The organism is Planctomyces sp. SH-PL14 (assembly GCF_001610835.1).
GTDB lineage: Bacteria > Planctomycetota > Planctomycetia > Planctomycetales > Planctomycetaceae > Planctomyces_A.
Window position 1 is genome coordinate 5,310,719 of the sequence record NZ_CP011270.1, and the last position, 21,799, is coordinate 5,332,517.

Below are 21,799 nucleotides of genomic sequence, written 5' to 3' on the forward strand. Positions count from 1 at the left end.
TTCGACCTTCCTGTCTTCATTGTCGGCCCGAGCCGTTCCCGCGATTCGGCCCCCCCACTGCACTTCCGGAGACCATTGATGCGTCTTGCCCTTCCAATGCCCGCGTTCCTCGTTGCCGCATGGCTGAGCGCCGTGTCCCTCCCGCCCGCCGCTTCGGCGGACGATCCCGCCCCCGTGCGGGTCACGGTCGACAACTTCGCCCGCGCCGAGAGCGACATGTACTTCGCCCGCTTCGTGGGGGAGGGGTCGCTCGGCAAGTTCCATCACACCCGCGAGCTGGCGCCGATCGAGATGCAGACGGTGATCCGGCTCAATCGCGACACCCTCTACTCGATGGGGGTCTTCGATCTCGACGCGGGGCCCGTGACGATCACGCTCCCCGACGCGGGAAAGCGGTTCATCGCCATGCAGGTTATCAATGAGGACCACTACACCCCGGAAGTGGTCTACCGGCCCGGCCCCCACACCCTGACGCGGGACGGAGTCGGGACGCGGTACGTGACCGCCGCGATGCGGATCTTCGTGAACCCCTCCGATCCCGAGGACCTCAAGGCGGTCCACGCTCTGCAGGACGCGATCCGGGCCGAGCAGAAGTCAGCCGGGACCTTCCAGATCCCCCGCTGGGACATGGAGTCGCAGAAGAAGATCCGCGAGGCGCTCCTGGCGCTCACCGCCGCCAACGGCGGCCTCGACTCCAAGCGGATGTTCGGCCGCAAGGACCAGGTCGATCCGGTGCAGCATCTCCTGGGAACCGCCGCCGGCTGGGGAGGCAACCCGCTGGCCGACGCGCTGTACGTCGGGGTGGTACCGAAAGCGAACGACGGCAAGACGGTCTACCGCCTGACCGTGAAGGACGTCCCCGTCGACGGGTTCTGGTCGATCAGCGTCTACGACAAGGAGGGCTTCTACGACAAGAACCCCGAGAACGCCTACACGCTCAACAACGTCACCGCCAGGCCGAACGCGGACGGCTCGGTGACCGTGCAGTTCGGCGGTTGCGGCGGCACCCCCAACTGCCTTCCGATCATGCCGGGCTGGAACTACCTCGTGCGGCTCTACCGCCCGCGGAAGGAGATCCTGGACGGTTCGTGGACGTTCCCCGAAGCCGAGCCCGTGAAGTGACCTGTTCCTGATGGGGGCGCGGAGAGGGGGCGTGTCGCCGGCCGTGATTGCGAAGCGGACGACCGCCCCGCCTGCGGCCACGGGGCATTCAATCAGGGAGCAATTGAAATGCTGCGCGGGTTCATCATTGCCGGCCTCGTGACGTTGGGGATCCTGTTCGCTCTGTGCGCGGGGGTTGTCGCCTGGGTGAAGCTCAGCGGGTTCGACGGGGCGGACATCGCCAAGATGATGATCCCGACGCCGAACCGGGAGGAGCTCTATCCCGACGCTCCGCCGATGCCCGCGAAGGTCGCCGCGACCGCGGAAGAGCTGCTGGGCGAGTACGAGGCCTTCCTGACCGCCGAAGCCCCGGCCGCCCTCGCCGCGCTCCAGCCGGGCCTCGACGACGCGGCGATCGAGCGGCTGGAGACCGAGCACGCCTTCCAGCTGCCCGACGACCTGCGGGCCCTCTACCGGTGGCGGAACGGGGCGAAGGAGGGGGCCGGGCCGCACGCCTTTGCCGACGGGCGTTTCCTTCCGCTCGAGGCGGCGATCGAGCAGCGAAGAGTCTTCAAGGCACAGATGGAGGAGGTGGTGAAGGAGAATCCGAAGCTGACGGATACGTTCGAGGGCTGGTTGTCGCACCGCTATCCGTGGATCGCCGTCATCGCCGACGAGGCAGGGGACGGGATGTTCTTCGACCCGACGCGAAAGGCCGACGAGGGGGCGGTCTTCCACTGCTTTGCCGAGGACGGCTACGTCTTCTATCCGTCGTGGACCAACTACCTCGCTCAGCAGGTGGAGCTGGCCAAGGGGAAACTCCTTCAGAACGGTCAGCTCGGAGTCGAGTTCACCGAGAAGGGATACGCGGAGGCGGATGCGGTGCAGCGCCGCTTTGGAGCTCCGGCGCAGTGACGCGCAGGCCGGCCTACATGGCGATCTGGAGGTAGTTGAGCCAGGTGTACCAGCGGACGATCACCCGGCGGACGATCCGGAACGGAGTGCCGTACTTCGTATAGATCGCCGCCGCCCCGGCCGCCCCCGCGGGGAGCCGGTACCGCTTCTGCTCGTCCTCGTCGATTCGGACCTTGATGGCGAACCGGCCCGCCGGAGAGCTCTCGGTCGCCGTCGGGAGCTGGCCGCTGGGGGTGAGCTGTCCCTGGCCGGTCGCCCAGATCACGTTCTCGACCTTCCCGCGGATCATCCGGCCGGGGTACATGTCGAGCGCCACCTCGACCTCGTCCTCCGGCTCGATCGTTCCCAGGTACTCCTGCGGCAGCGTGACGACCACGACTCCGTCGGGATTCGAGACGAACGTCAGGACCGGCACTCCGGGCTGGACAACGAAGCCCGGCTGGAGCTCGAGGTTGGTGACGAAGCCGTCGATCGGTGCCCGGACGGTCGTCTCGTTGAGGTCGTACCGTGCCTGGGCGAGCTGAGCCTTGAGCTGGGCGACGTCGACGTTCTCGCCGTCGGCGGTCTTGGCCTCCATCGCGAGTTTCGCCTTGGCGGACTGGGCTTCCGCTTCGCGGAGGGAGGCCTCGGCGCTCCGCAGGTTGCGGGAAGTTTCCTCGAACTGCTCCTGCGTGGCGGCGTTCTCCTTGGCCAGCCGCTCGAACCGCGCGAACTCCTGCCTGGCGAACGCGGATTCTTCCTTCAGCCGGTCGATGGTGGCGACCGAGGCGTCGTAGGTCGCCTTGAGCTGCGGGACGTTCTGCTCCGCTTCGGCGAGGGCCGCTTCCAGGCGGTCGACCTCGATCTGGAACGGCTCGGGATCGATCCGGAAGAGGACATCCCCTTTCTTCACCGGGACGTTCGGATGGACGACGACCTCCGCGACCCGGCCCGACTGCGGCAGCCGCGTGGCGACCGGGACGACCTGCTGAAAGATCCGCGCGTCGAGCGACTGCGGGTGGAGGAAGTTCACGGCAATCAGGATCCCGAAGCAGAACAGGACGCCGATCACGGCGGTGGCGATTTTGGCTTTGAGGTCGAACTTGAGGAGCTTGAAGCGGAAGAAGACGAGCCAGACGAGGAGGGCGTAGATATCGATCAGGAGCGCGATCATGGGACGACTCCGGGAGCGGTAGAGCGAGGCGCGAAGCGGCGGTCGGGCGTCAGGCTTTGGCGGGCGGCCGGGGTTCGTCGACGCGGACGTGCGCGGGGTTCGTGTAGGCCCAGACGAGGGCGATGGGCCAGGTGGCGAAGAGAGTCAGGAGGCTGAGCCAGCCGCAGCAGGTGATCGCTTCGGCCTGGGGGTGGTGGCGGTCGCGGGCGATGGCTCCCGGCAGGGCGGCGAGCCAGAGGAGGAAGAAGACGTTGACGGCGACCACGATGAGGATGATCGCGATCGTGATCACGTCGAGCATGGGGAGGCTCCGGGAGTGGGGCGACGTTCGCGCGAACGTTGGGAGAGCGGACAGGCGAGAGGGCTGGTGGGCAGTCAATCACATCCGAGCGATCGCGACAATGATTCGTCCTCCAGACCGGGTCCAGGGGCACCCTGGTGGGGGATGCAAGGGGGCCTGTGTTGTTTTACTGGCCCTTTGCCCGCCGGAGGCCTGGCCGTCGAGAGATCTCTGAAGGAGAGCGGTCCAGGCGCGGACGCCGTGCCGGCTGCCCCTCCCCGCCTTCACCGCCGGCCCTTCCCCGCCTTCCGCGGCAGGATTGAACATTGCCGATTTGCGATCATTATTCCGTGAGGCGTCCGCGCCGAGGCATGCGCTCCCGTTGGAGCGGTGCCGGTCGTTTCCGGTGTCCGTCCGGTCCGTGATGTCCCAGGCCGCCCGCTATCTGTCGTCGATCCTGGCCGTGCTGATCGCGACGCTCGTGCGGCTGTGGCTCGATCCCCTCTTCGGCGAGCGCTCACCGTACATCACGTACATCATCGCCACGATCGCGATGGCGTGGTACGCGGGGCCGGGGCCGGCGACCACCACGATGGTGCTCGGCTTCCTCTCGGCCTTCTACTTCTTCGCCTCCCCCCGCGGCTCGTTTCAGGTCAGCGGGGCCGACGCCCAGGTCGCCACGCTGTGGTACGTGGCGACCGGGGTCCTGGCGATTACGGTGACGGAGCTCACCCGCTCCGCCGAGCGGAGGGCGAACGCCGTGGCGCTGCAGCTGCAGGAGAAGCAGGCGCTGCTCGAACGCGAGGTCCGGGAGCGGTGGGAGGCGCAGGCGGAGTGCACGAGCCTCCTGCGGCGGATCGTCAGCATTCAGGAGGACGAGCGGCGGCGGATTTCCCGCGACCTCCACGACCAGTGCGGCCAGGACCTGACCGCCATGCGCCTGGAGCTGAAACTTCTCACGGAGTCGCTGCAGGCCGGAGGAGACGTGCAGGGCCGCCTGGAGACCCTGCGGCGGCTGATCGGGCAGGTGATGGACGAGATTCACCATCTGGCGGTCCGCCTGCGGCCGTCGGTGCTCGACGACCTGGGGCTGACCACCGCCGTCGAAAACTACCTGGGGTCGTGGCGGGAGATGACGGGCCTGCCGGTCGACTTCGAGTGCCGGGGGTGGGACGGGCGCCGCGTTCCCGAGGAAATCGAGACCGCCCTATACCGCGTCCTCCAGGAGGCGCTGACGAACGTGGCCCGCCACGCCGCGACGGACGCCGTCAACGTGCTGCTGACGCGGGACGCCGACCACATCGACCTCATCGTCGAAGATCGGGGCCGCGGCTTCTCCGCGCAGGCCGCGCCATCCGTCGCGCCGGCGCGGCTGGGGCTGCGGGGGATGAAGGAGCGGATGGAAGCGGTGGGCGGACGCCTCGAGATCGAGTCGACGGAAGGACAGGGGACGACCGTCTTCGCCCGGATTTCCCTCAAGGTGTGACATGCCCGCGCAGAACATCCGCATCTTCCTCGCGGAAGACCATGAGCTCGTCCGGGCGGGGCTGAAGCTCCTGATCGAGGCGCAACCCGATCTGTCGGTTGTCGGCGAGGCGTCCGACGGCGTCGCCGCCCTGGAGCGGATCGCCGAGCTCCGGCCGGACCTGGCGATCATCGACCTGAGCATGCCCCGCATGAACGGGATCGAGCTGACGTCGCACGTCCGCGGGCTTCCGTCTCCTCCTGTGGTCCTGACCCTCACGGCCAACGAGGATGCGGCTTATCTCCGGCAGCTCTTCCTGCTGGGGGTGTCGGGCTACCTCCTGAAGAAGTCGGCCGCCGACGACCTGATCCGGGCGATCCGCACCGTGGTGAGCGGCGAGCGGTACGTGGCGCCGCACCTGATCGGCCACATGGTGGACCAGCTCACCGCCCGGGTCGCGGAGCAGGGGGCGGTCGAGACGTTGAGCGACCGCGAGCAATCGGTGCTGCGGATGATCGCCGAGGGACTGACCAACCGGGAGATCGGCGAGCGGCTCGAGATCAGCATCAAAACCGTGGAGACCTACAAGGGCCGGGCGATGCAGAAGGCGCACCTCCGCGGCCGGGCGGAGATCGTGCGGTTCGCCGTCGCCCAGGGGTGGCTCCGGGACTGATGTGCCGGCCGAGCGGGTGGGCTGCAGCGTGGCGCCATGGCGGGGCGGAGGGATTTTGGATTCTCGGTCGATTTCGGGGTCAGGGGGACTTCACCCTGCATAGGATTCTGCCGGTCCCGAGAACGTCGGACCCCTGGCTTCTCCCCTCCCGTTCACTCTCGAACCTGAAGGTGATCCGCGCGCGAATGAAACGCTTCCTCCTGATTGCGGCTGCCGCTCTCTACATCCTCTCGCCCATCGACCTGATCCCGGACATCGTCCCGGTGGCCGGCTGGGCGGACGACCTCGTGGTGCTGCTGCTGGCCCTCAACCAGGGACGGCAACTGCTTCGCGGCGAGCGGCGGTCGACGGTGATCCCGACGACCCGCGCGCAACCGCGGTAAGCGGCCGATCGGAACAGAGGAGCGTGCGAGCGGAGCGACGTCGTCCCGCGGTGCGGAACCACGAACCACAGCTCACGGGGAAGTCGTCGCCCCGTTCGTACGCAGCAGACGGAAGGCGTCGAGAGCGACGCCGCAAGAAGCACTGACAAGAGAGCCGAGCGCAATCAATCCTGGCCACGCGCATAAAAAAAGCGTGGCAAGGTCCCCTCGAGCTCCCAGCTCACCTTGCCACGCTTCCGGATGTCAGATTGTTGTCCGCGGGTCACGGCCGTTTCGGTTGGCCGCAGCGGCGTTGTCCGAGACGGCGTCGGCCGTCGCGAACGAGATAAACCTAGGTCCGCTTTCGAAGGCGGCAAGTTCTTTTTTTCGCGTCCCCACCGAATGCCGGTGGTGACGGGGACCGAGCCACGAAGCCGGAGATTTCACTCGGACGCCGGTTGATTCCCGCCGAGCCGTCCGATGGAAGCGCGTCTGCGGCGGCCGAGACAAATCAAGAGACCGCCACTCACGAAACACCCGATTTGCAGCGGAACGGGTGAGAAGTTTCCGTCTGGAGCGACTTTTGCACTCCAGTCGGCCGTCAAGGGATTTCTTGGGTAGGGACCACTGTTTCAACATGCGTCCACTACAAGATGTAGCGTTTCACAGCTATTATCGCTCGCAAGCTGGGACGGATGCGCATTTCCAGGCTGGGCGGTTTTTCTGCCGGGGATTCGGCGGGACGAGCCGCTGAACATACGTACGGAATGGTGTTGAATGGCGAGTGTGTTGGTCATTGACGACGATCGCAGTGTCCTGCAACTCGTGCAAAGATCGCTGGCGCCTTTGCAAGTCGAGGTCCTGACGGCGGCCTCGGCCGATGACGGCCTCCGCCTGATTCGCGAGAAGAGCCCGGACGCGGTCCTGTTGGACATTGTCCTGCCGCATACCTCGGGGCTCGACGTCTTCCGCCAGATCCAGACGATCGACCGGCGGCTCCCCGTGATTTTCATCACGGCGGGGGCCGGGAGCGACACCGCCATCGAGGCGATGCAGCTGGGGGCGTACGACTACGTCGCCAAGCCGCTTGAGGTGGCGAAGCTCGCGGATCTGATCTCGCGGGCCCTCGAAACGCGCCGGCTGATGAATGTCCCGGTGGCGGTGCCGATCGGCGAGACCACGGGAGAGAACGGGGATGTCTGCATCGGCCGCAGCCCGCAGATGCTGGAGGTCTTCAAGTCGATCGGGCGGGTCGCCAAGCAGAATGTGACCGTCCTCATCCGGGGCGAAAGCGGGACCGGCAAGGAGCTCGTGGCCCGGGCGCTCTACCAGCACAGCAATCGCCGCAACCAGCCGTTCATGGCGGTCAACTGCGCCGCCCTTCCCGACACGCTGCTCGAGAGCGAGCTGTTCGGGCATGAGAAGGGGGCGTTCACGTCGGCGGACCGGCGGCGGATCGGGAAATTCGAACAGTGCAGCGGCGGGACGCTGTTCCTCGACGAAGTCGGGGACATGTCGCCTCTCGTCCAAAGCAAGGTCCTGCGGCTCCTTCAGGAGCAGCGGTTCGAGCGCGTGGGGGGGAACGAGACGATTTCGACCGACGTCCGGGTGGTGACGGCGACGAACCGTGACCTCGACAAGATGGTCGAAGAGGGTGAGTTCCGGGCGGACCTGCTGTACCGGCTGAACGGCGTCACGATTTTCCTTCCTGCTCTCCGCGAGCGTCCCGACGACGTCCCGCTGCTGCTGCAGCACTTTCTGACGCGGGCTCGGCGGGACCTGGACAAGCCGGACCTTGAGGGGATCTCACCCGAGGCCCTGAGCGTCCTGATCGCGTATTCGTGGCCGGGAAACGTCCGGGAATTGCAGAGCGTCGTCCGCCAGTCCGTCCTGAACACGACGGGGCCGGTGATTGCTCCCGAGTTCCTGCCGACCGAGCTCACGAATCCGCGGCGTGCGTCGTCCGCTGCGGCGTCGGATCGGTCGCCGGACGGGTTGCCTCCTTCGGACCTGCATACGTTCATTGATGGTCGGTTGCAGGGTGGGACGACGGACCTGTATGCCGAGACGCTGGAGATGATGGAGCGGTATCTGTTCACCCGGGTCTTGCAGGAGACGAAGGGGGTTCAGACGAAGGCCGCGGACATTCTGGGGATTACGCGGGGCAAGATTCGGGACCGGATTGCGGCGTTCAACATTCAGTTGGACAAGAATGTGACGATTGAGGACGCCGATCACGGGGACTGAGTGACGGGCACAGCCATACCGGGTCCAGGGGCTACCCTGGTCAGGGAGTGCAGAGGGGAGAATCCCCTTTGCCCGCCGGAGGCCTGGCCTGTCTCGCTCTCTCTGAAGGAGCGAGTGTCCAAACGAGGACAGCGTGCCGTATGCCCCCCACCAACCCGCCGCGATTTCAGAGCGAGCGCCGAAAGATGATCGCGTCCCGTTAGAGTCCAGCCTTCAGGCTGTCCGCTGCGTGGTCTTCGAACAGACGGTGTCCAGCGGGGCACGCTGAAGCGTGTACTCCAACGGCGCCGTCTTCCTCAGCCCCGACCGGCAGGAAGTCCCGCCAGGGACGGCCAAAAATAGCCCACCCTTTCAAGGGTGGGGCTGACGCCCCGTTCGACCGCGCAGTCCCGTCAGGGACGAAAGAAATCCTCTCTGTGCGAGCCAGAACGGTGGCTCTGTCACTTCTCAACGCTCGCCTTGCTGTCCCTGCGGATTGATGTGGGGGGCATCCGGCACGCTGTCCTCGCTTGGATACGTGCTCCTTCAGATAACTCTCGACGAGACGGCCTCCGGCGGGCAGGAGGGCCAGAAAAGCAACACAGGCCCCCTTGCATCCCCCACCAGGGTGCCCCTGGACCCGGTAGGGGGCTGTTCCGTCAGCGCGCAAAAAAAGGGACGGGCTCTGCACCCGTCCCCTCCGTCTTTCCCGCCCCCACGTCGCTATTCCGCAACGCGCGACTTTGCCGGATCTGCCGACGGCGACCGGTCGAACCGGATATGCGGCCCACGCACCCGCTCCGCCTGATCCACCCGGACCCCCTGAGCCAAGGCCGCTCCCCGGGCCACAAAGTTCATAATGATCCGCGTCTTGTCCCGGGCCACCTCCAACGCATCCACGTTGTAACCCGCCTGCCGGTACAACTCCCGGACATCCTCCTCCGTCCGCTCGTAGAAGTGCCAGTCCACATGCCACTGATACTCGGCACCGTGGTAGTTTAAGGCGTCCTTAAAGGCCACGTAAACAATTCCGTCTGTACCGACGGTATCGCGCCAACCGGCCAGGATCTTCACCAGATAACGGTCCGGAATGTAATCGCACAAACCAACGCTATAGATAATATCCGGCGTACCGAACTGGTCCCGGTTCCGCTCGGAAGAGGTTGTCTTAAGCGCGTTGTAGACAACGCACGTCAGATCCAGCTCTCCGGGTTTACCCGTAGCCGCCTCCGCCCGCAGGTGCTCCAGAGCCGATTCGTCCGTGTCGATGCACGTCAGATGCACGCTGTCGTCAATCAGCCGGAACGATGCGTCATACTCCCGCCCCGGACCGGAAGCGACGTTCAGAATCGAGACCCGCTCCGTCCGGTTCAACACTTCTTTGACGATGAACTTCTGCACTGCCTTGAGACGCGTGCGGACCGCCTCCGCCAGGTCGCTCCGCAGGAAGTACAGGTCCAGATAACCGCCCAATCCCGTGGATTTCGTCTTGCCGTCGTAGATCCCGGTCAGCGTTTCGTAGTCCCCCGGATAGCCCCGCGGCTTCGTCCGGGCCCGATGCATGAACCAGCTCTGATCGAAGTAAGGAGAGATCCGGGCCCGGAACTGCTCCTGCGCCTCCTTGAGAAGCTGCGGGTTGTTTCCGATCGCCTTCTCCGCCACCCGGCAATCGACCCGGGAGCGATGGATCGCCGCCGTCAGCTCCTGCAGGAACGCATCGTCCTGCGGCTCCGCGTCCTTGGGAATCCGCTGCTCCAGAGAGCTCAGAACGTCAGTGAATGCCTTGACGTCAACGGAATAGAAGTTGTCGAGATCGAAACCGGGGACCGCGGAAGAATTCATTTACAAAATATCCAAATGCGGCGATGCCGCGGAAATCTTTAACTCCGTTGAAATTTGGCCCTCGTGAACCCAGCGTGCTATCGATTATGTGGAATGTCAAGGCTGCATCGAATCGCATCGTCGTCGCGATTGAGCGCGTTATGTGATCTTGTTGCAAAGTGGCAACATTGTGACAGCCGTTGTCATCAGGAATCTCCCGGAACAGACGGACGATTGCCGCCGGAAGGGAAATTTCGTGCTACCTGTTGTTGAGGCGAGGCATGGATTTGCGATGCGCGCCGTCACAACCCCACCCGCCGCGCTCACGGCACTACGCAAGACGCTTCCAGACATTTCAAGTGTCTCCGAATCGCCACTTTTTTTAGAACTTTTCGATGAAGGTCGTCCCCACGGGAGTCCGTTCAGGACATTCCGCGCCGGAGGGTTCCCTCCTGGCGGGACGCTTTCGCGTTGCGCAAACGGTCCGCCACTCCCCGTCCAGCACCGCGTACCTCGCGGAGGACATCACCACCGGGCGGGACATCTTCCTGCGGCTGATCCCCACCGACGGAGCCAGCCCCGGTGCCATGGCCCGGATGGAACAGGAGGCGGCCGTCCTGGAAGGGATCGGGTCTCCCCGGATCTCCTCCCTCCTGGCTCATGGGCAGGAGAAGCGCCACTTCTGGTTTGCCTTCAGCCGGCCGGCGGGACGCTCGCTCGCCAGCCACCTCCGCTCCGCCCGCCTCGACTGCCGGCCCGCCCTTGAGCTGTTCCGCTCGCTCCTCTCCGGGCTGCGGGAACTCCACGGCCGGGGACTGCTGCACCGCTCCCTCCGGCCCGACAGCCTGTTCCTCGAAGACCTCAAGCAGCCCGCCGGCGTCGAGATCGCCGGGTACTTCTCGCCGGACGCCGTCACGATCCTGCAGCGCGAAGGGAGCCACACCCCCCGCCTGATCGACGTCGTCCGCTACCTCCCCCCCGAACAGACCGGGGTCGTCGACGAGCCTCTTTCCGAGGCCTCGAACCTCTACTCGGCCGGCTGCATCCTGTTCGAATGCCTGAGCGGCCGCACCCCGTTCGAAGGGACGTCGCTCAACGAACTCCTCCACCGCCAGGCGACCCGCCCCGCTCCCCAGATCCGCGAGATCGGCGTCCCCGTCCCCCGCGTCGTTGACGAGATCCTCCAGCGGTGCCTCGCGCGGGACAGCCGCGTCCGGTACCAGTCGGTCGAGGCGGTCGAGGCGGACGTCGAGGCCCTCCTCGAACGGCTGAACCAGGGAGAGACCGACCCGGACCTCGGCGTCGGCGCGCAGGACCGGCGGGGCGTCCTCGTCGAATCGGCGTTCGTCGCCCGGGCCGAGGAACTGCGGCAGCTCAACGAGGCGTTCGCCGCGACCCTGGCGGGGGACGCGGACCTCACGTTCGTCGAAGGGGAATCGGGCTTCGGCAAGACGCGGCTTCTCTCGGAGTTCAGCGTCCGCATCTCGCAGACCGGGGCCATCGTCCTGCGGGGCCGGGCCACCACGGAGAGCAGCCACCAGCCGCTTGAAGTCATCGACGGAGTCGCCGCGGGCGTCATGACCCTCGCCCACGCGCGGCCCGAACTCGAACAGCGGCTGCGGAGCCGGCTCTCGACCGACCTTCCCCTCCTGGCCGAATCGCTTCCGACCCTCGGCCCGCTGGCGAGCGACGCCTCCGGGATCGTCGGCGACGCGGGGCCCGGCGGCGAGTCCCGCACGCTCGGAGCGATCGCCCGCCTGTTCGACGCCCTCGGCACCCCGCAGGAGCCGGTCGTCATCCTTCTCGACGACTGTCAGTGGGCCGCCGATCTCGTCCACCGGCTGCTCCAGCACTGGCGGGTCGTCCAGGCGGACCGCCCCGCCGGGACGCGTCACGTCCAGATCGTCGTCTCGTTCCGCGCGGACGAAGTCCCCCCCTCGCACCCGCTGCGGCGGGTCCCGCACGCCCACATGGTCCGCGTCGGGGCGCTCGGCGCGGACGACATCCGGCGGCTGGCGGAGTCGATGGCCGGGCGGCTCCCCGAGGCGGCCCTCGAGACCGTCATCCGCCTTTCGGACGGCGTGCCGTTCATGGCCTCGGCGATCCTGCACGGCCTGGTCGAAACTCAGGCGATCCTCCCCGGGCCCGAGGGATGGCGGGTCGACGAGAGCGTCCTGACCCAGGCGGGCTTCGCGACGCAGGCCGCCTCGTTCCTGTCGCGGCGTCTCGACCTGCTCGCTCCCGAGGTCCGCCGGTTCCTGGCGGCCGGCGCGGTCCTGGGACGGACGTTCGACCTCAAGTTCGCCATGGAGCTCTCCGGCGTCCGGGCCGAGGGAGCCTTTGCCGCCGCGCAGGAAGCCCGGCAGCGGCATCTCCTGTGGCTCAATCACCATGACGGGAGCGGAACCTTCTCCCACGACCGGATCCGCGAAAGCCTCCTCGGGCAGCTCACCGAGGAGGAGATCCGCCGGCTGCATCGCCAGGTGGCGGACTACCTCGAAACGGCGCATCCGGACCGGATCGCCGAGCTGGCCCACCACTTCGACGCCGCCGGCGAGCATCCCCGCGCCCTGCGGTACGCCGTCGAGGCGGCCCGCCGCGCCCATCAGCACCACGCCCTCGAGCTGGCGGAGGAGCAGTACCGCATCGCCCAGCGGGGAGTGACCGGAGCGGCGCGGTCGACGCAGTTCCTCGTCGCCGACGGGCTGGGCGAAGTCCTGATGCTCCGCGGGAAATACGAAGGGGCCCAGCGGCTGTTCGACCTGGCCGCCCGCCTCGCCGATGGTCCCGCCGCCGAAGCGGACGTCCGCAGCAAGCAGGGCGAGCTGTACATGAAGCGCGGGGACATGGAGGCCGCCGCCCAGGAGTTCGAACGGGGGCTCGCGCTGCTGGGGGCCTCGATCCCCCGCAATCGCGTGAGCCTGGGGATCAAGCTGGTCGTCGAGGCGGTCGTCCAGGTCGCCCACACGCTCCTCCCCCGGCTGTTCGTTCACACCCGGATGCGGACCCCCGATCCGCGCGAGCGGCTGGCGCTGCGGCTCTACAGCGGTCTCTCGCACGCCTGCTGGTATTGCCGCAGCCTGCCGCTGGCGATGTGGGCCCACCTCCGCGGGATGAACTGCGGCGAAGTCTTCCTTCCCAGCCTCGAGCTGGCGCAGATTTATTCGAACCACGCCCCGGCGATGGTCCTGACCGCCGCCTACCGCCGCGGCGAACAGTACGCCCTCAAGTCCCTGCAGATCCGCCGCCAGCTCGGCGACCAGTGGGGCCAGGGGCAGTCGTACCACTATCACGGCATCGTCCTCTACGCCGCCGCGCGGTACGACGAGTGCATCGAGAAATGCCGGCAGTCGATCCAGATCCTGGAGCGGATGGGCGACCTGTGGCAGGTCCACATCGCCCGCTACCAGATCGCCGCCTGCCTGTACCGCCTCGGCGACCTCGAAGGGGCCCTCGAGGAATGCCGCCGCAACTACGCCTCGGGGATCACGCTCGGCGACGAGCAGGCCTCGGGGATCATCCTCGACGTCTGGGTCCGGGCGACCGGGGGCAGCCTCCCGCCGCACATCATCGACCAGGAACTGGCCCGCTCCCGGACCGACGCCCAGGGGCAGGCCCAGGTCCTGCTCGCCAAGGCGATCCAGCTCATCGCGACCGGCGATCCGCTCCAGGCGGTCGAGCTGCTGGAACGGGCCCGCGAGACGGTCCGGCGGGCCGGCGTCAGCAATCCTTACACATTGCCCATCCGCGCCTGGCTCGTGACCGCCTGGCGGACGAGCGCCCAGGCCGACGCCTCGCTCGGTCCCGCGCGACGGACCGCCGGCCTCCGGCGGGGGGCATGGGAACTCCGCAAGGCGATGCTGGAGGCGTGGCGGTATCCGCATGAGCTGCCGCATCTCTATCGCGAACTGGGACTGATCGAGGCGATGCTCGGCCGTCCGCGGCGGGCGTGGCGGGCGTTTGAGAAGAGCCTCCGCGCCGCCGAACGGCTCGACGCTCAGGTCGAGTCCGCCGTCACCCGGACCGCCCGGGCCCGGCTCTCCCGCGAGATGGGCTGGACCGACCCCGCTCCCCCGGTGAATCTCCGCGCGGCGCGGCTCCGGAGCGGCGACTCCCTCATCCGGCGGCTCGAGTCCGCGCTGCGGATCGGTGAGGAGGCGGCTCCCACGATCTCGCTCGTCGACCGCTTCGACATGCTGCTCAAGTCGGGACGCACGATCACCTCCGCGCTGTCGTTCACGTTGATCGGCAAGGCGGTCCAGACGGCGGCGGAACGGCTGCTGCGGTCGGAGCGGGTCTTCCTGGTGCCGGTCGACGCGCAGGGACACCCGTCGACCCCGTCGGAGCGGGGAGGGCTCGACTACGACGAGGCGCTCGTCCTGCGGGCCATCGAGCTGCGGCAGGTCGTTTCGGCGGAGCCTTCGGAGCGGACCGGCCTGCGGAACGCCCACGCGGCCCTCTGCGCGCCCGTGATGGTCCGCGGCGACATCACCTGCGTCCTGTACTCGGTCTGCCCGGACCTGCGGCAGGCGGTCGGGACCGACGAGGAACGGATCGCGGACTTCATCGCCACGCTGGCCGGCGCGGCGCTCGAGAACGCCGAAGGCTTCCAGCAGCTCCAGCAGCTCAACGCCACGCTGGAAGAGCGGGTCCGCGACCGGACCGCCGCGGTCCAGGAGCGGGCGGAGCAGCTCGCCGCCTCCAACGAAGAGCTGGCCCGCGTCGCCAACGAGCTTCGCGAGGCGGAGGTCCAGCTCGTCGCCTCGACCCACGCCGCCCAGGACGCCAACCGGGCCAAGAGCCGGTTCCTGGCCGCGATGAGCCACGAGATCCGCACGCCGATGAACGGCATCATCGGGATGGCGGAGCTGGCGCTCTCGACCGAGCTGACCGAGCGGCAGCGCGGCTATCTGAACACGGTCGGCCGCTCCGCGCGGTCGCTCCTGGCGATGCTCAACGACGTCCTCGACTTCTCCAAGATCGAGGCGGGGAAGATGGACATCGACGCCATCCCGTTCGACCTGCACGAGACGGTCGCCGACGCCGCCCGGCTCCTGGCGGTCCCGATCGCCGCCAAGGGGCTCGACCTCGACGTGCGGATCGCCGCCGACGTCCCGGCCCAGGCGACCGGCGATCCGAACCGCCTCCGGCAGATCCTGGTCAACCTGATCGGCAACGCCCTCAAGTTCACCTCCCGGGGGCGGATCGGCATCACGGTCACGCGGGAGTCGCAACCGGCCGGATGGGGACTGGCGGAGACGGGGCAGATCCACTTCGTCGTCACCGACACCGGGATCGGGATCTCGCCGCAGAACCAGCAGCGGATCTTCGAGGCGTTCGACCAGGGGGAGGCGTCGGTCACGCGGCGGTTCGGCGGAACCGGACTCGGGCTGTCGATCTCGTCGCAGCTCGTGGCGCTGATGCACGGCCGGATCTGGGTCGAGAGCCAGGAAGGGGTCGGAAGCGCGTTCCACGTCGCCCTGCCGCTGCCGGTCTCGCCGGTGCTGATGACGACCGTCGCGGGGCCTTCCGCCGCGCGGGAGGCGGAATCGTGGGTCGTCTTCGCCCGCGATCCCTCGGTGGTCGCCCTGCATGAGCAGCGTCTCTCCGCCACCGGACGGGAGGTCTGGGGGACGAGCCTCTTCAGCGAGGCGAAGAGCCACTACTTCGAGCGGCCCGCCTCCGCCCGTCCGCTTTCGCTCCTCATCGACCTGCCGCTCCAGGCGGCTCACGAGCTGAGCCTGATCGAGCGGCTCATCGACGAACAGCACGTCGCCCCGGCCGACGTCGTGGCCCTCATCCCCGGCGGGGCCGAGGCGATCTACCAGGCGCTCGCCGGCCGCGGCATCCAGACGATCATCGAAAAGCCGGTCACCCCGGCGGCCCTCGTGGAGGTGCTGGACCGCCGCAGCGCCTCGGCCGGTCTCCCGATCGCGACCGACTCGGCCGCGGCGCCGACGGACACCGGTCTGCGGATCCTGGTGGTGGACGACAGCGAGGTGAACCGCGACGTGGCGGAGGGGCTGCTGGAGATACTCGGCCACCTGCCGGCGACGGCCGACAGCGGCGCCGCGGCGCTCGAGCGGCTGGCGGCCGAGACGTTCGACGTGGTCCTGATGGACATCGAGATGCCGGAGATGGACGGCCTGACCGCCGCCCGCCGCTACCGCGACCAGGAAGGGGAGACCGAGACGCCGCTCCCGATCCTGGCGATGACGGCCCACGCTGCCGGCGGATTCCACCGCGAGTGCGAGAAGGCGGGGATGACCGGCCTGATCCACAAGCCGGTCCAGCCCGAAGAGCTCAAGCGGATCCTCGCCGCCATTCCGGCCCGCACCGTGCGGTAAGAGTTTGAAACACAGAGGCGCAGAGGGCACGGAGAAGGCAGAGAGAGCAGAAGAAGAGGGAGCCACAGATGAACACAGATGGACACAGATAAAGACAGGGATAGAGGCTAGGCATCCAATTCCAGCGGCCCCTCCGCTTCTGCCGCCGACAGGCTCTTCGGCCCAAGGGGCCAGACATTCTTCCAGCCAGGGCCACCGGCCCTGGAATCGTCCGGAACAGAAGAGAGAACAGGCCTGAAGGGCCGACCATTCCGTTTGGGCCACGGACGCTTCGCACAACCATTCGGAATCGAACGGCTGGCCCGTTGGGCCGTCGATGTCGTTCTTCGGCCTGACCAGGGCCGATGGCCCTGGCTGGAAGAACGGACGACCCTTCGGGCCTCCTGCCTTGATCTGTGTCCATCTGTGTTGATCTGTGGCTCCCTTCTCCTCTCTCTGCGCTCTCTGTGCCTCTGCGTTTCAAATCCCCAAGCCACGCTCCCCAGCGATTTCCCTACGTTTGACGTCCGGACGCCCGCCCGGACGGTGTGGAAAATGCCCTAGCTCCGTTCTCGACTTCTTGTCTACAGTCCGCGCGAATCGGCGGATTCCGCCGGTCGCTCACGTCACTCAGGGAGGGGTGCGACATGCCCGCGTCTCGTTCATTCCGTCGTCTGACCCGCTCGGTCGTCCTCCCCTCGTGCGTTTCGCTGAGCCTCGCTTCGAGCTGCGCCCTGGCCGGAGGAGCTCCGCCGACAAAGACCGAAGCCGCCCCCGCCCCGGCTGCCCCGATCGCCGCCTCGGCCGAGGGGGTCGTGCGGATCCGCGCGACGTCCGAGCCGGAAGGGATCGCCCGCCTGCGGGAGCTTCCGTACGTCCGTCATCTCGTGCGCTGGCTGTACCCCGAACCGTCTCGCCCGGCGCTCGCCATTGAGGTCATCGATCGCGACGCCGGCGTGGTTCATCTGAAGCTTCCGTTCGGCGTCGTCGCTCCGGACGCCGGCTGCCAGAAGGCGGACGGTTCATGCGGCGTGACGTCGATCGGCAACCTCGTCGGTGAGATGGGGCCGGTCAGCTCCCTCCATCACCTGCGGAACCGGATGATCCAGCGGATCGAGGCGGTCACCGGCACTTCCTCGTCCGCACCCCATCGTGAGCGGGCGACACCGGCGGGCGGCGTCCCGCAGCGGGCGGTCGACGTCGGAGCGGTGGAAGACCTGCTGTTCCCGGACCCGGCGACCGCCGAGCGGATCATCCAGGCGGCGGGGCAGGGGTTCCGCGTCGTTGTCCTCCAGCCGACCGCCGATCCGCATCCGATCCAGGACTCCCTCGACTGTCCGCGTCCGATCTTCCAGAACCACACCGGCGAGCGGCACCCCGAGCCGACGCCGATCCCGACCGCGGCCTCGTCACCGCTGCCTCCGGCCCCGCGTCCGGTCCCTCCCGCTCCGCTCCCCGCCGCCGTCCTGGCGGAGAGGCCGGGGATCGCGATCGTCCCGCGTCGGCCTCCGGCACCGTTGCCCGGTCCCGCCGAGCCGCCGGCGATCCTGCAGAAGCTGCCTCACCTGTCGCAGCTGTTCGGCTATGCCGGATCGAAGGCGCCCCCGATCGCGCCTCCGACGGAGAAGCCCCGTCCCGCGGTGGCCGCGACTCCGGCCCGCACCGCTCCGGCACCCGCCTCGGCCCCCCGCCAGGGACGGGAGGCGATGTCTCCCGGGGAGCATCTCCGGATGGCCGCCAATCAGCTTCGGGAGGGAGGACTTCCCCAGCATGCCGACCAGCTGGTGCGGCAGGCGAATGAACTGGAGCAGCAGGCCAGGAACCGGGTCGAACAGCTCCATCGCCAGATTGCCGAGCTCCAGCAGGAAGTCCAGCGCGTGGAGCGGCTGGCCGGCGTGCCGCAGATGATTTCGATTCGTGTCCGGATGATCGAGTTCGATCGGGACCAGCTTGCCACGCCCGAAGGTCAGGCGCTGCTGAAGCGGCACGGCCATCAGGGGGACGACAGCCAGGGGACGCTGTCCGAAGCGCTCTCCCGGCTGGCCCGGTCCCCGGAATTCCTGAAGGACGCAGTCAGCGAGAAGTGTGCCCGCGTGGTGTGTGCTCCGAGTCTCGTGAGTGCCATCAACCGGCCGGCCACGTTCATGAGCGGAGGCGAGTTCCCCGTTCCGGAATCGAACGGCACGAGCTTCCGGCCGTTCGGCATCCGCATGGAGTCGGTTGTGACCGCCGTGGGAGGGAATCGTGTCCGGATCGATGTCGCGCCGGAGATTTCCGAACGCGACATGAGCAACGCCGTTCAGGTCAACGGCTTCACCATTCCTGGTCTCATCAGCCGGAGAATCAATACGCAGCTGGAACTGGCGCTCGGTGAGACGGCGGTGATTGGCGGCCTTATCTCGCTGGGGACGGTCGCTCCGGAGGCTCAGATCCAACCGGTGTCGCACGTCGCCTCAAAGCGTCCGGAAGTCGAGATGATGTTCCTCGTCACCGTCGAGCGCGTGGAAGAGTCCGCAAAGTGATCCCGGACAGGAAGTGAAACACCAAGGCACCAGGATCACACCAAGAGCACCAGGGGCCAACTTTGTGTCCTTGGTGCCCCCTTGTGTCTTGGTGTTTAACAACCCGGCCTCGCGTCTCCGGACCCTAGGCCCTGGTCCCTCGGCCCCTCTACGATAGCGCACCCCTTCCGAGGTCCTCGCGTGCGCTGGCCGATCCGATTGCAGATTCTCCTGCCGTTTGCCCTGCTCCAGGTGGCGGCGGTTGTTGTGCTGACGCTGCTGGCGGCCTCGTCGGCAATCCGGAGGGCTGAGGAAGAGACCGGGCTGAGGCTGCGACAGGTCGGCCAGACGCTCTCGACGCTCAAGGTCAACTATAACGCCCGGATGCTCGAACAGCTCCGCGGCCTCCTGGGAGCCGAGGTCCTGCTGCGGGACGCCGGGGGCCGGATCCTGTCCTCGACCCTCACCGATCCGGAAACCCTCACGCTTCCCACCCCCGAGGCGGCGGCCGAACTCGACCTCGCGCGGCTCAACGACGCCCCCCGCGTCCTGATCGGCACGCAGTCGTTCCTGCCCGTGGCAATTCCGGTCGAGTCGTCCCCGCCGGGAAATCTGCTGCTGCTCGTTCCCGAGGATCGCTGGACGGCGGAACGGCGGCAGGCCGCGACCCCGCCGCTTGTCGTGGGGGCCATCACGCTGATCCTCGTCGTGGGACTCTCGACCTGGATCGCCTCCCGCTTTGCCAGCCGGATCCGGGTCATGGAGGCGCAGGTGGCCCAGATCGCCAACGGCGACTTCATGCCGGTCCCGGTCCCACCGACTCCGGACGAACTCCACGACCTGGCCGCGAGCGTCAACCGGATGTGCGAGTCGCTCCGGCAGATGAGCCAGCAGATCCGCAGCACCGAGCGGGCGGGCCTGATCGCCCAGCTCGCCGGGGGCCTGGCGCATCAGCTCCGCAACGCGATCACCGGGGCGCGAATGGCGATCCAGCTCCATGCCCGGAAGTGCGCCTCGGGCTCCGACGAGAGCCTGCAGGTCGCCCTGCGGCAGCTCAGCCTGACCGAAGAGCAGGTGAAAGGGATCCTGACGCTCCATCGCCGGGAGCATCCGCAGGCGGTCGCGAGTCCGCTGGCTCCGATCGTCGACGACGTCGCGCAGCTCGTTCAGCCGTCGTGCCAGCACGGACAGGTGACGCTCACGGTGCCGGACCGCGTTCCCGACCTCACGATCCGCGACGCCGAGGCGATCCGCGCGGCGCTGCTCAATCTCGTCTTGAACGCGATCGAGGCGTGCGGGCCGGGGGGCGCGGTCGAGATCGCGGCCCGCGAAGGGGAGGGGGGGGGCCACGTCGAACTGCGGGTGTACGACACCGGACCGGGTCTCGCGCCGGAGGTGGTCGAATCGCTGTTCGATCCCTTCGTGACGACGAAGGCCGAAGGGGTCGGACTCGGGCTCGCCCTCGCGCGGAAGGCGGCGGAGGATCACCACGGACATCTCTCGGCCACGCGGCTCGACAACCGGACCGTCTTCACGATCCATCTGCCAAGGTGAGTCGTCAGTCGTCCGTTTTCAGGAAGACGAGGGGGGCACCATTCGGTAATGCCTGCCCAGCGGTTCGAAAAATGGTCTAAGCTGTCCGCATCCGGCCGCTCGCATCGGTTGCTTCATGAAAATCCGGCTTGTCGTCGTCAAAGGCCCCCACCTGGGGGAGCAGTTCCTCTTCGCCCACCACGAGCACTTTCTCGTGGGGCGGGCTCCCGTGGCCCATTTCCGGCTGGGGGACAAGGACCCGTACGTCTCGCGGCTGCACTTTGTGATCGAGGCCAATCCCCCCGCCTGCCGCCTGCTCGACCTCAACAGCTCCAACGGCACGCTCCTCAACGGGACGCTGACCAAGACCGCCGACCTCAAGGACGGCGATCTCCTCCAGGCAGGCGAGACGACGTTCCGCCTCTCGCTGGTGCTCGAGCCGCACGAGACGATCGAGGACACGGTGGTCGGCCTCCATCCGCCGCGGAGGCCGGATCTGGGGCCGGGGAGCCGTCAGGACACGGCCGAAGTCGACAATTCCTTTGAGCTGATCCCGGAGGAGGCGGCGTCGGTCGGCTGGTCGCCCCCCGGGTACCGGCTCCTCTCGCGGATCGGCGAAGGGGCGATGGGGACGGTCTACCGCGCCCGGCGTCTGGCCGATGCCGCGGAGGTGGCTGTCAAGATCGTCAAGCAGGCCTATGCCACGAGTCCCGCCGACCGTCAGCGGTTCCTCCGCGAGATCGAGGTGATGCGACAGGTGAATCACCGCCACATCGTGACGCTCCTGGAAGGGGGCTGTTCCGACGAGGAGCTGTTCCTCGTCATGGAACTGGTCGAGGGGGACAACCTCGAACAGTGGACCTCGCAGCGGAAGGAAAAGTCCGCCGAGCCGCTCCCGATCGCCACCGCGGTGAAGCTGATCCTCCCGATCCTCGACGCCCTGCACGCCGCGCACACGAGCGGCTTTGTCCATCGCGACGTGAAGCCCGCCAACATCTTCCTCAAGCGGGAAGGGCGGGCGATCCGGCCGGTGCTGGGGGACTTCGGCCTCGCGCGGGCGTACCAGGAGACGCAGCTGAGCGGCCTGACACTGACCGGCGAGCTGCGGGGGACGCTCCGCTACATGGCCCCTGAGCAGATCACCGACGCCCGCCGCGCCCAGCCGGCGTCCGATCAATACTCCGCAGCCGCGACGCTCTACTGGCTCCTGGCGGGCCGGCACACGCACGACTTCGAAGCGGCGGTCCCGCGGGCCCTGTGCCAGGTGCTGCTCGAAGACCCGGTCCCGCTCGCCGGCCGGCGGGAGGGGATTCCGCCCGGGATCGTGACGGCGGTGCACCGGGCCCTCGCCAAGAAGACCGAGGAGCGGTTTCCGTCTATTGCCGAGTTCCGCCGCGCGCTCCTGGCCAGCCTGCGGCGACTGTCCCGATCCTGAGTTCTCCG

The 21,799-nt window shown here is 67.7% G+C and carries 13 protein-coding genes; 10 read left to right on the plus strand and 3 right to left on the minus strand.

What is annotated here, in order from left to right; all coding sequences use genetic code 11:
- Positions 1–78 precede the first annotated feature (78 nt).
- Together VT03_RS20250 and VT03_RS20255 are read left to right on the plus strand one after the other, a co-directional pair.
- On the plus strand, positions 79–1,122 hold the full coding sequence (locus VT03_RS20250) for a DUF1254 domain-containing protein (RefSeq protein ID WP_075094667.1): 1,044 nt from the start codon (positions 79–81) through the stop codon (positions 1,120–1,122).
- Positions 1,123–1,230: 108 nt separating this feature from the next.
- A complete protein-coding gene (locus VT03_RS20255; RefSeq protein WP_075094668.1) occupies positions 1,231–2,016 on the plus strand; it encodes an SMI1/KNR4 family protein in 786 nt (261 codons plus the stop codon).
- A gap of 13 nt (positions 2,017–2,029) precedes the next feature.
- Here the strand turns inward: VT03_RS20255 and VT03_RS20260 are convergent, their stop codons facing one another.
- Entirely contained in the window at positions 2,030–3,169 is a 1,140-nt protein-coding gene (locus tag VT03_RS20260; RefSeq protein ID WP_075094669.1) for an HlyD family secretion protein, read from the minus strand.
- 49 nt (positions 3,170–3,218) lie between these two features.
- Positions 3,219–3,470 carry a DUF3302 domain-containing protein gene (locus VT03_RS20265; protein ID WP_075094670.1) on the minus strand — a complete coding sequence of 84 codons (252 nt, stop codon included), beginning with the start codon at positions 3,468–3,470 and terminating at the stop codon, positions 3,219–3,221.
- 385 nt (positions 3,471–3,855) lie between these two features.
- Here VT03_RS20265 and VT03_RS20270 point away from each other — a divergent pair, with 385 nt between their 5' ends.
- The 4 genes from VT03_RS20270 (at position 3,856) to VT03_RS20285 (ending at position 8,196) form a co-directional block, all read left to right on the plus strand.
- Positions 3,856–4,935, plus strand: coding sequence for a sensor histidine kinase (locus VT03_RS20270; RefSeq protein WP_156514643.1), 1,080 nt, complete (start codon positions 3,856–3,858; stop codon positions 4,933–4,935).
- A 1-nt stretch (position 4,936) separates the two neighbouring features.
- On the plus strand, positions 4,937–5,587 hold the full coding sequence (locus tag VT03_RS20275) for a response regulator (RefSeq protein WP_075094672.1): 651 nt from the start codon (positions 4,937–4,939) through the stop codon (positions 5,585–5,587).
- Positions 5,588–5,772: 185 nt separating this feature from the next.
- Entirely contained in the window at positions 5,773–5,970 is a 198-nt protein-coding gene (locus VT03_RS33675) for a YkvA family protein (protein WP_075094673.1), read from the plus strand.
- A gap of 756 nt (positions 5,971–6,726) precedes the next feature.
- Positions 6,727–8,196, plus strand: coding sequence for a sigma-54-dependent transcriptional regulator (locus VT03_RS20285; RefSeq protein WP_075094674.1), 1,470 nt, complete (start codon positions 6,727–6,729; stop codon positions 8,194–8,196).
- Positions 8,197–8,898: 702 nt separating this feature from the next.
- On the opposite strand, the gene VT03_RS20290 is transcribed toward VT03_RS20285, so the two are convergent.
- Positions 8,899–10,017, minus strand: coding sequence for a class I SAM-dependent methyltransferase (locus VT03_RS20290; RefSeq protein ID WP_075094675.1), 1,119 nt, complete (start codon positions 10,015–10,017; stop codon positions 8,899–8,901).
- Between the two features lie 374 nt (positions 10,018–10,391).
- On the opposite strand from VT03_RS20290, the gene VT03_RS20295 reads away from it, so the two are divergent.
- The 4 genes from VT03_RS20295 (at position 10,392) to VT03_RS20310 (ending at position 21,791) form a co-directional block, all read left to right on the plus strand.
- Complete coding sequence (locus VT03_RS20295) at positions 10,392–16,343, plus strand: ATP-binding protein (RefSeq protein ID WP_075094676.1); 5,952 nt, start codon at positions 10,392–10,394, stop codon at positions 16,341–16,343.
- A gap of 626 nt (positions 16,344–16,969) precedes the next feature.
- A complete protein-coding gene (locus tag VT03_RS20300) occupies positions 16,970–18,844 on the plus strand; it encodes a hypothetical protein (RefSeq protein WP_075094677.1) in 1,875 nt (624 codons plus the stop codon).
- A gap of 180 nt (positions 18,845–19,024) precedes the next feature.
- Positions 19,025–20,377 carry a sensor histidine kinase gene (locus tag VT03_RS20305; protein ID WP_075094678.1) on the plus strand — a complete coding sequence of 451 codons (1,353 nt, stop codon included), beginning with the start codon at positions 19,025–19,027 and terminating at the stop codon, positions 20,375–20,377.
- Between the two features lie 115 nt (positions 20,378–20,492).
- Positions 20,493–21,791, plus strand: coding sequence for a protein kinase domain-containing protein (locus VT03_RS20310; RefSeq protein WP_075094679.1), 1,299 nt, complete (start codon positions 20,493–20,495; stop codon positions 21,789–21,791).
- Positions 21,792–21,799: the final 8 nt, after the last annotated feature.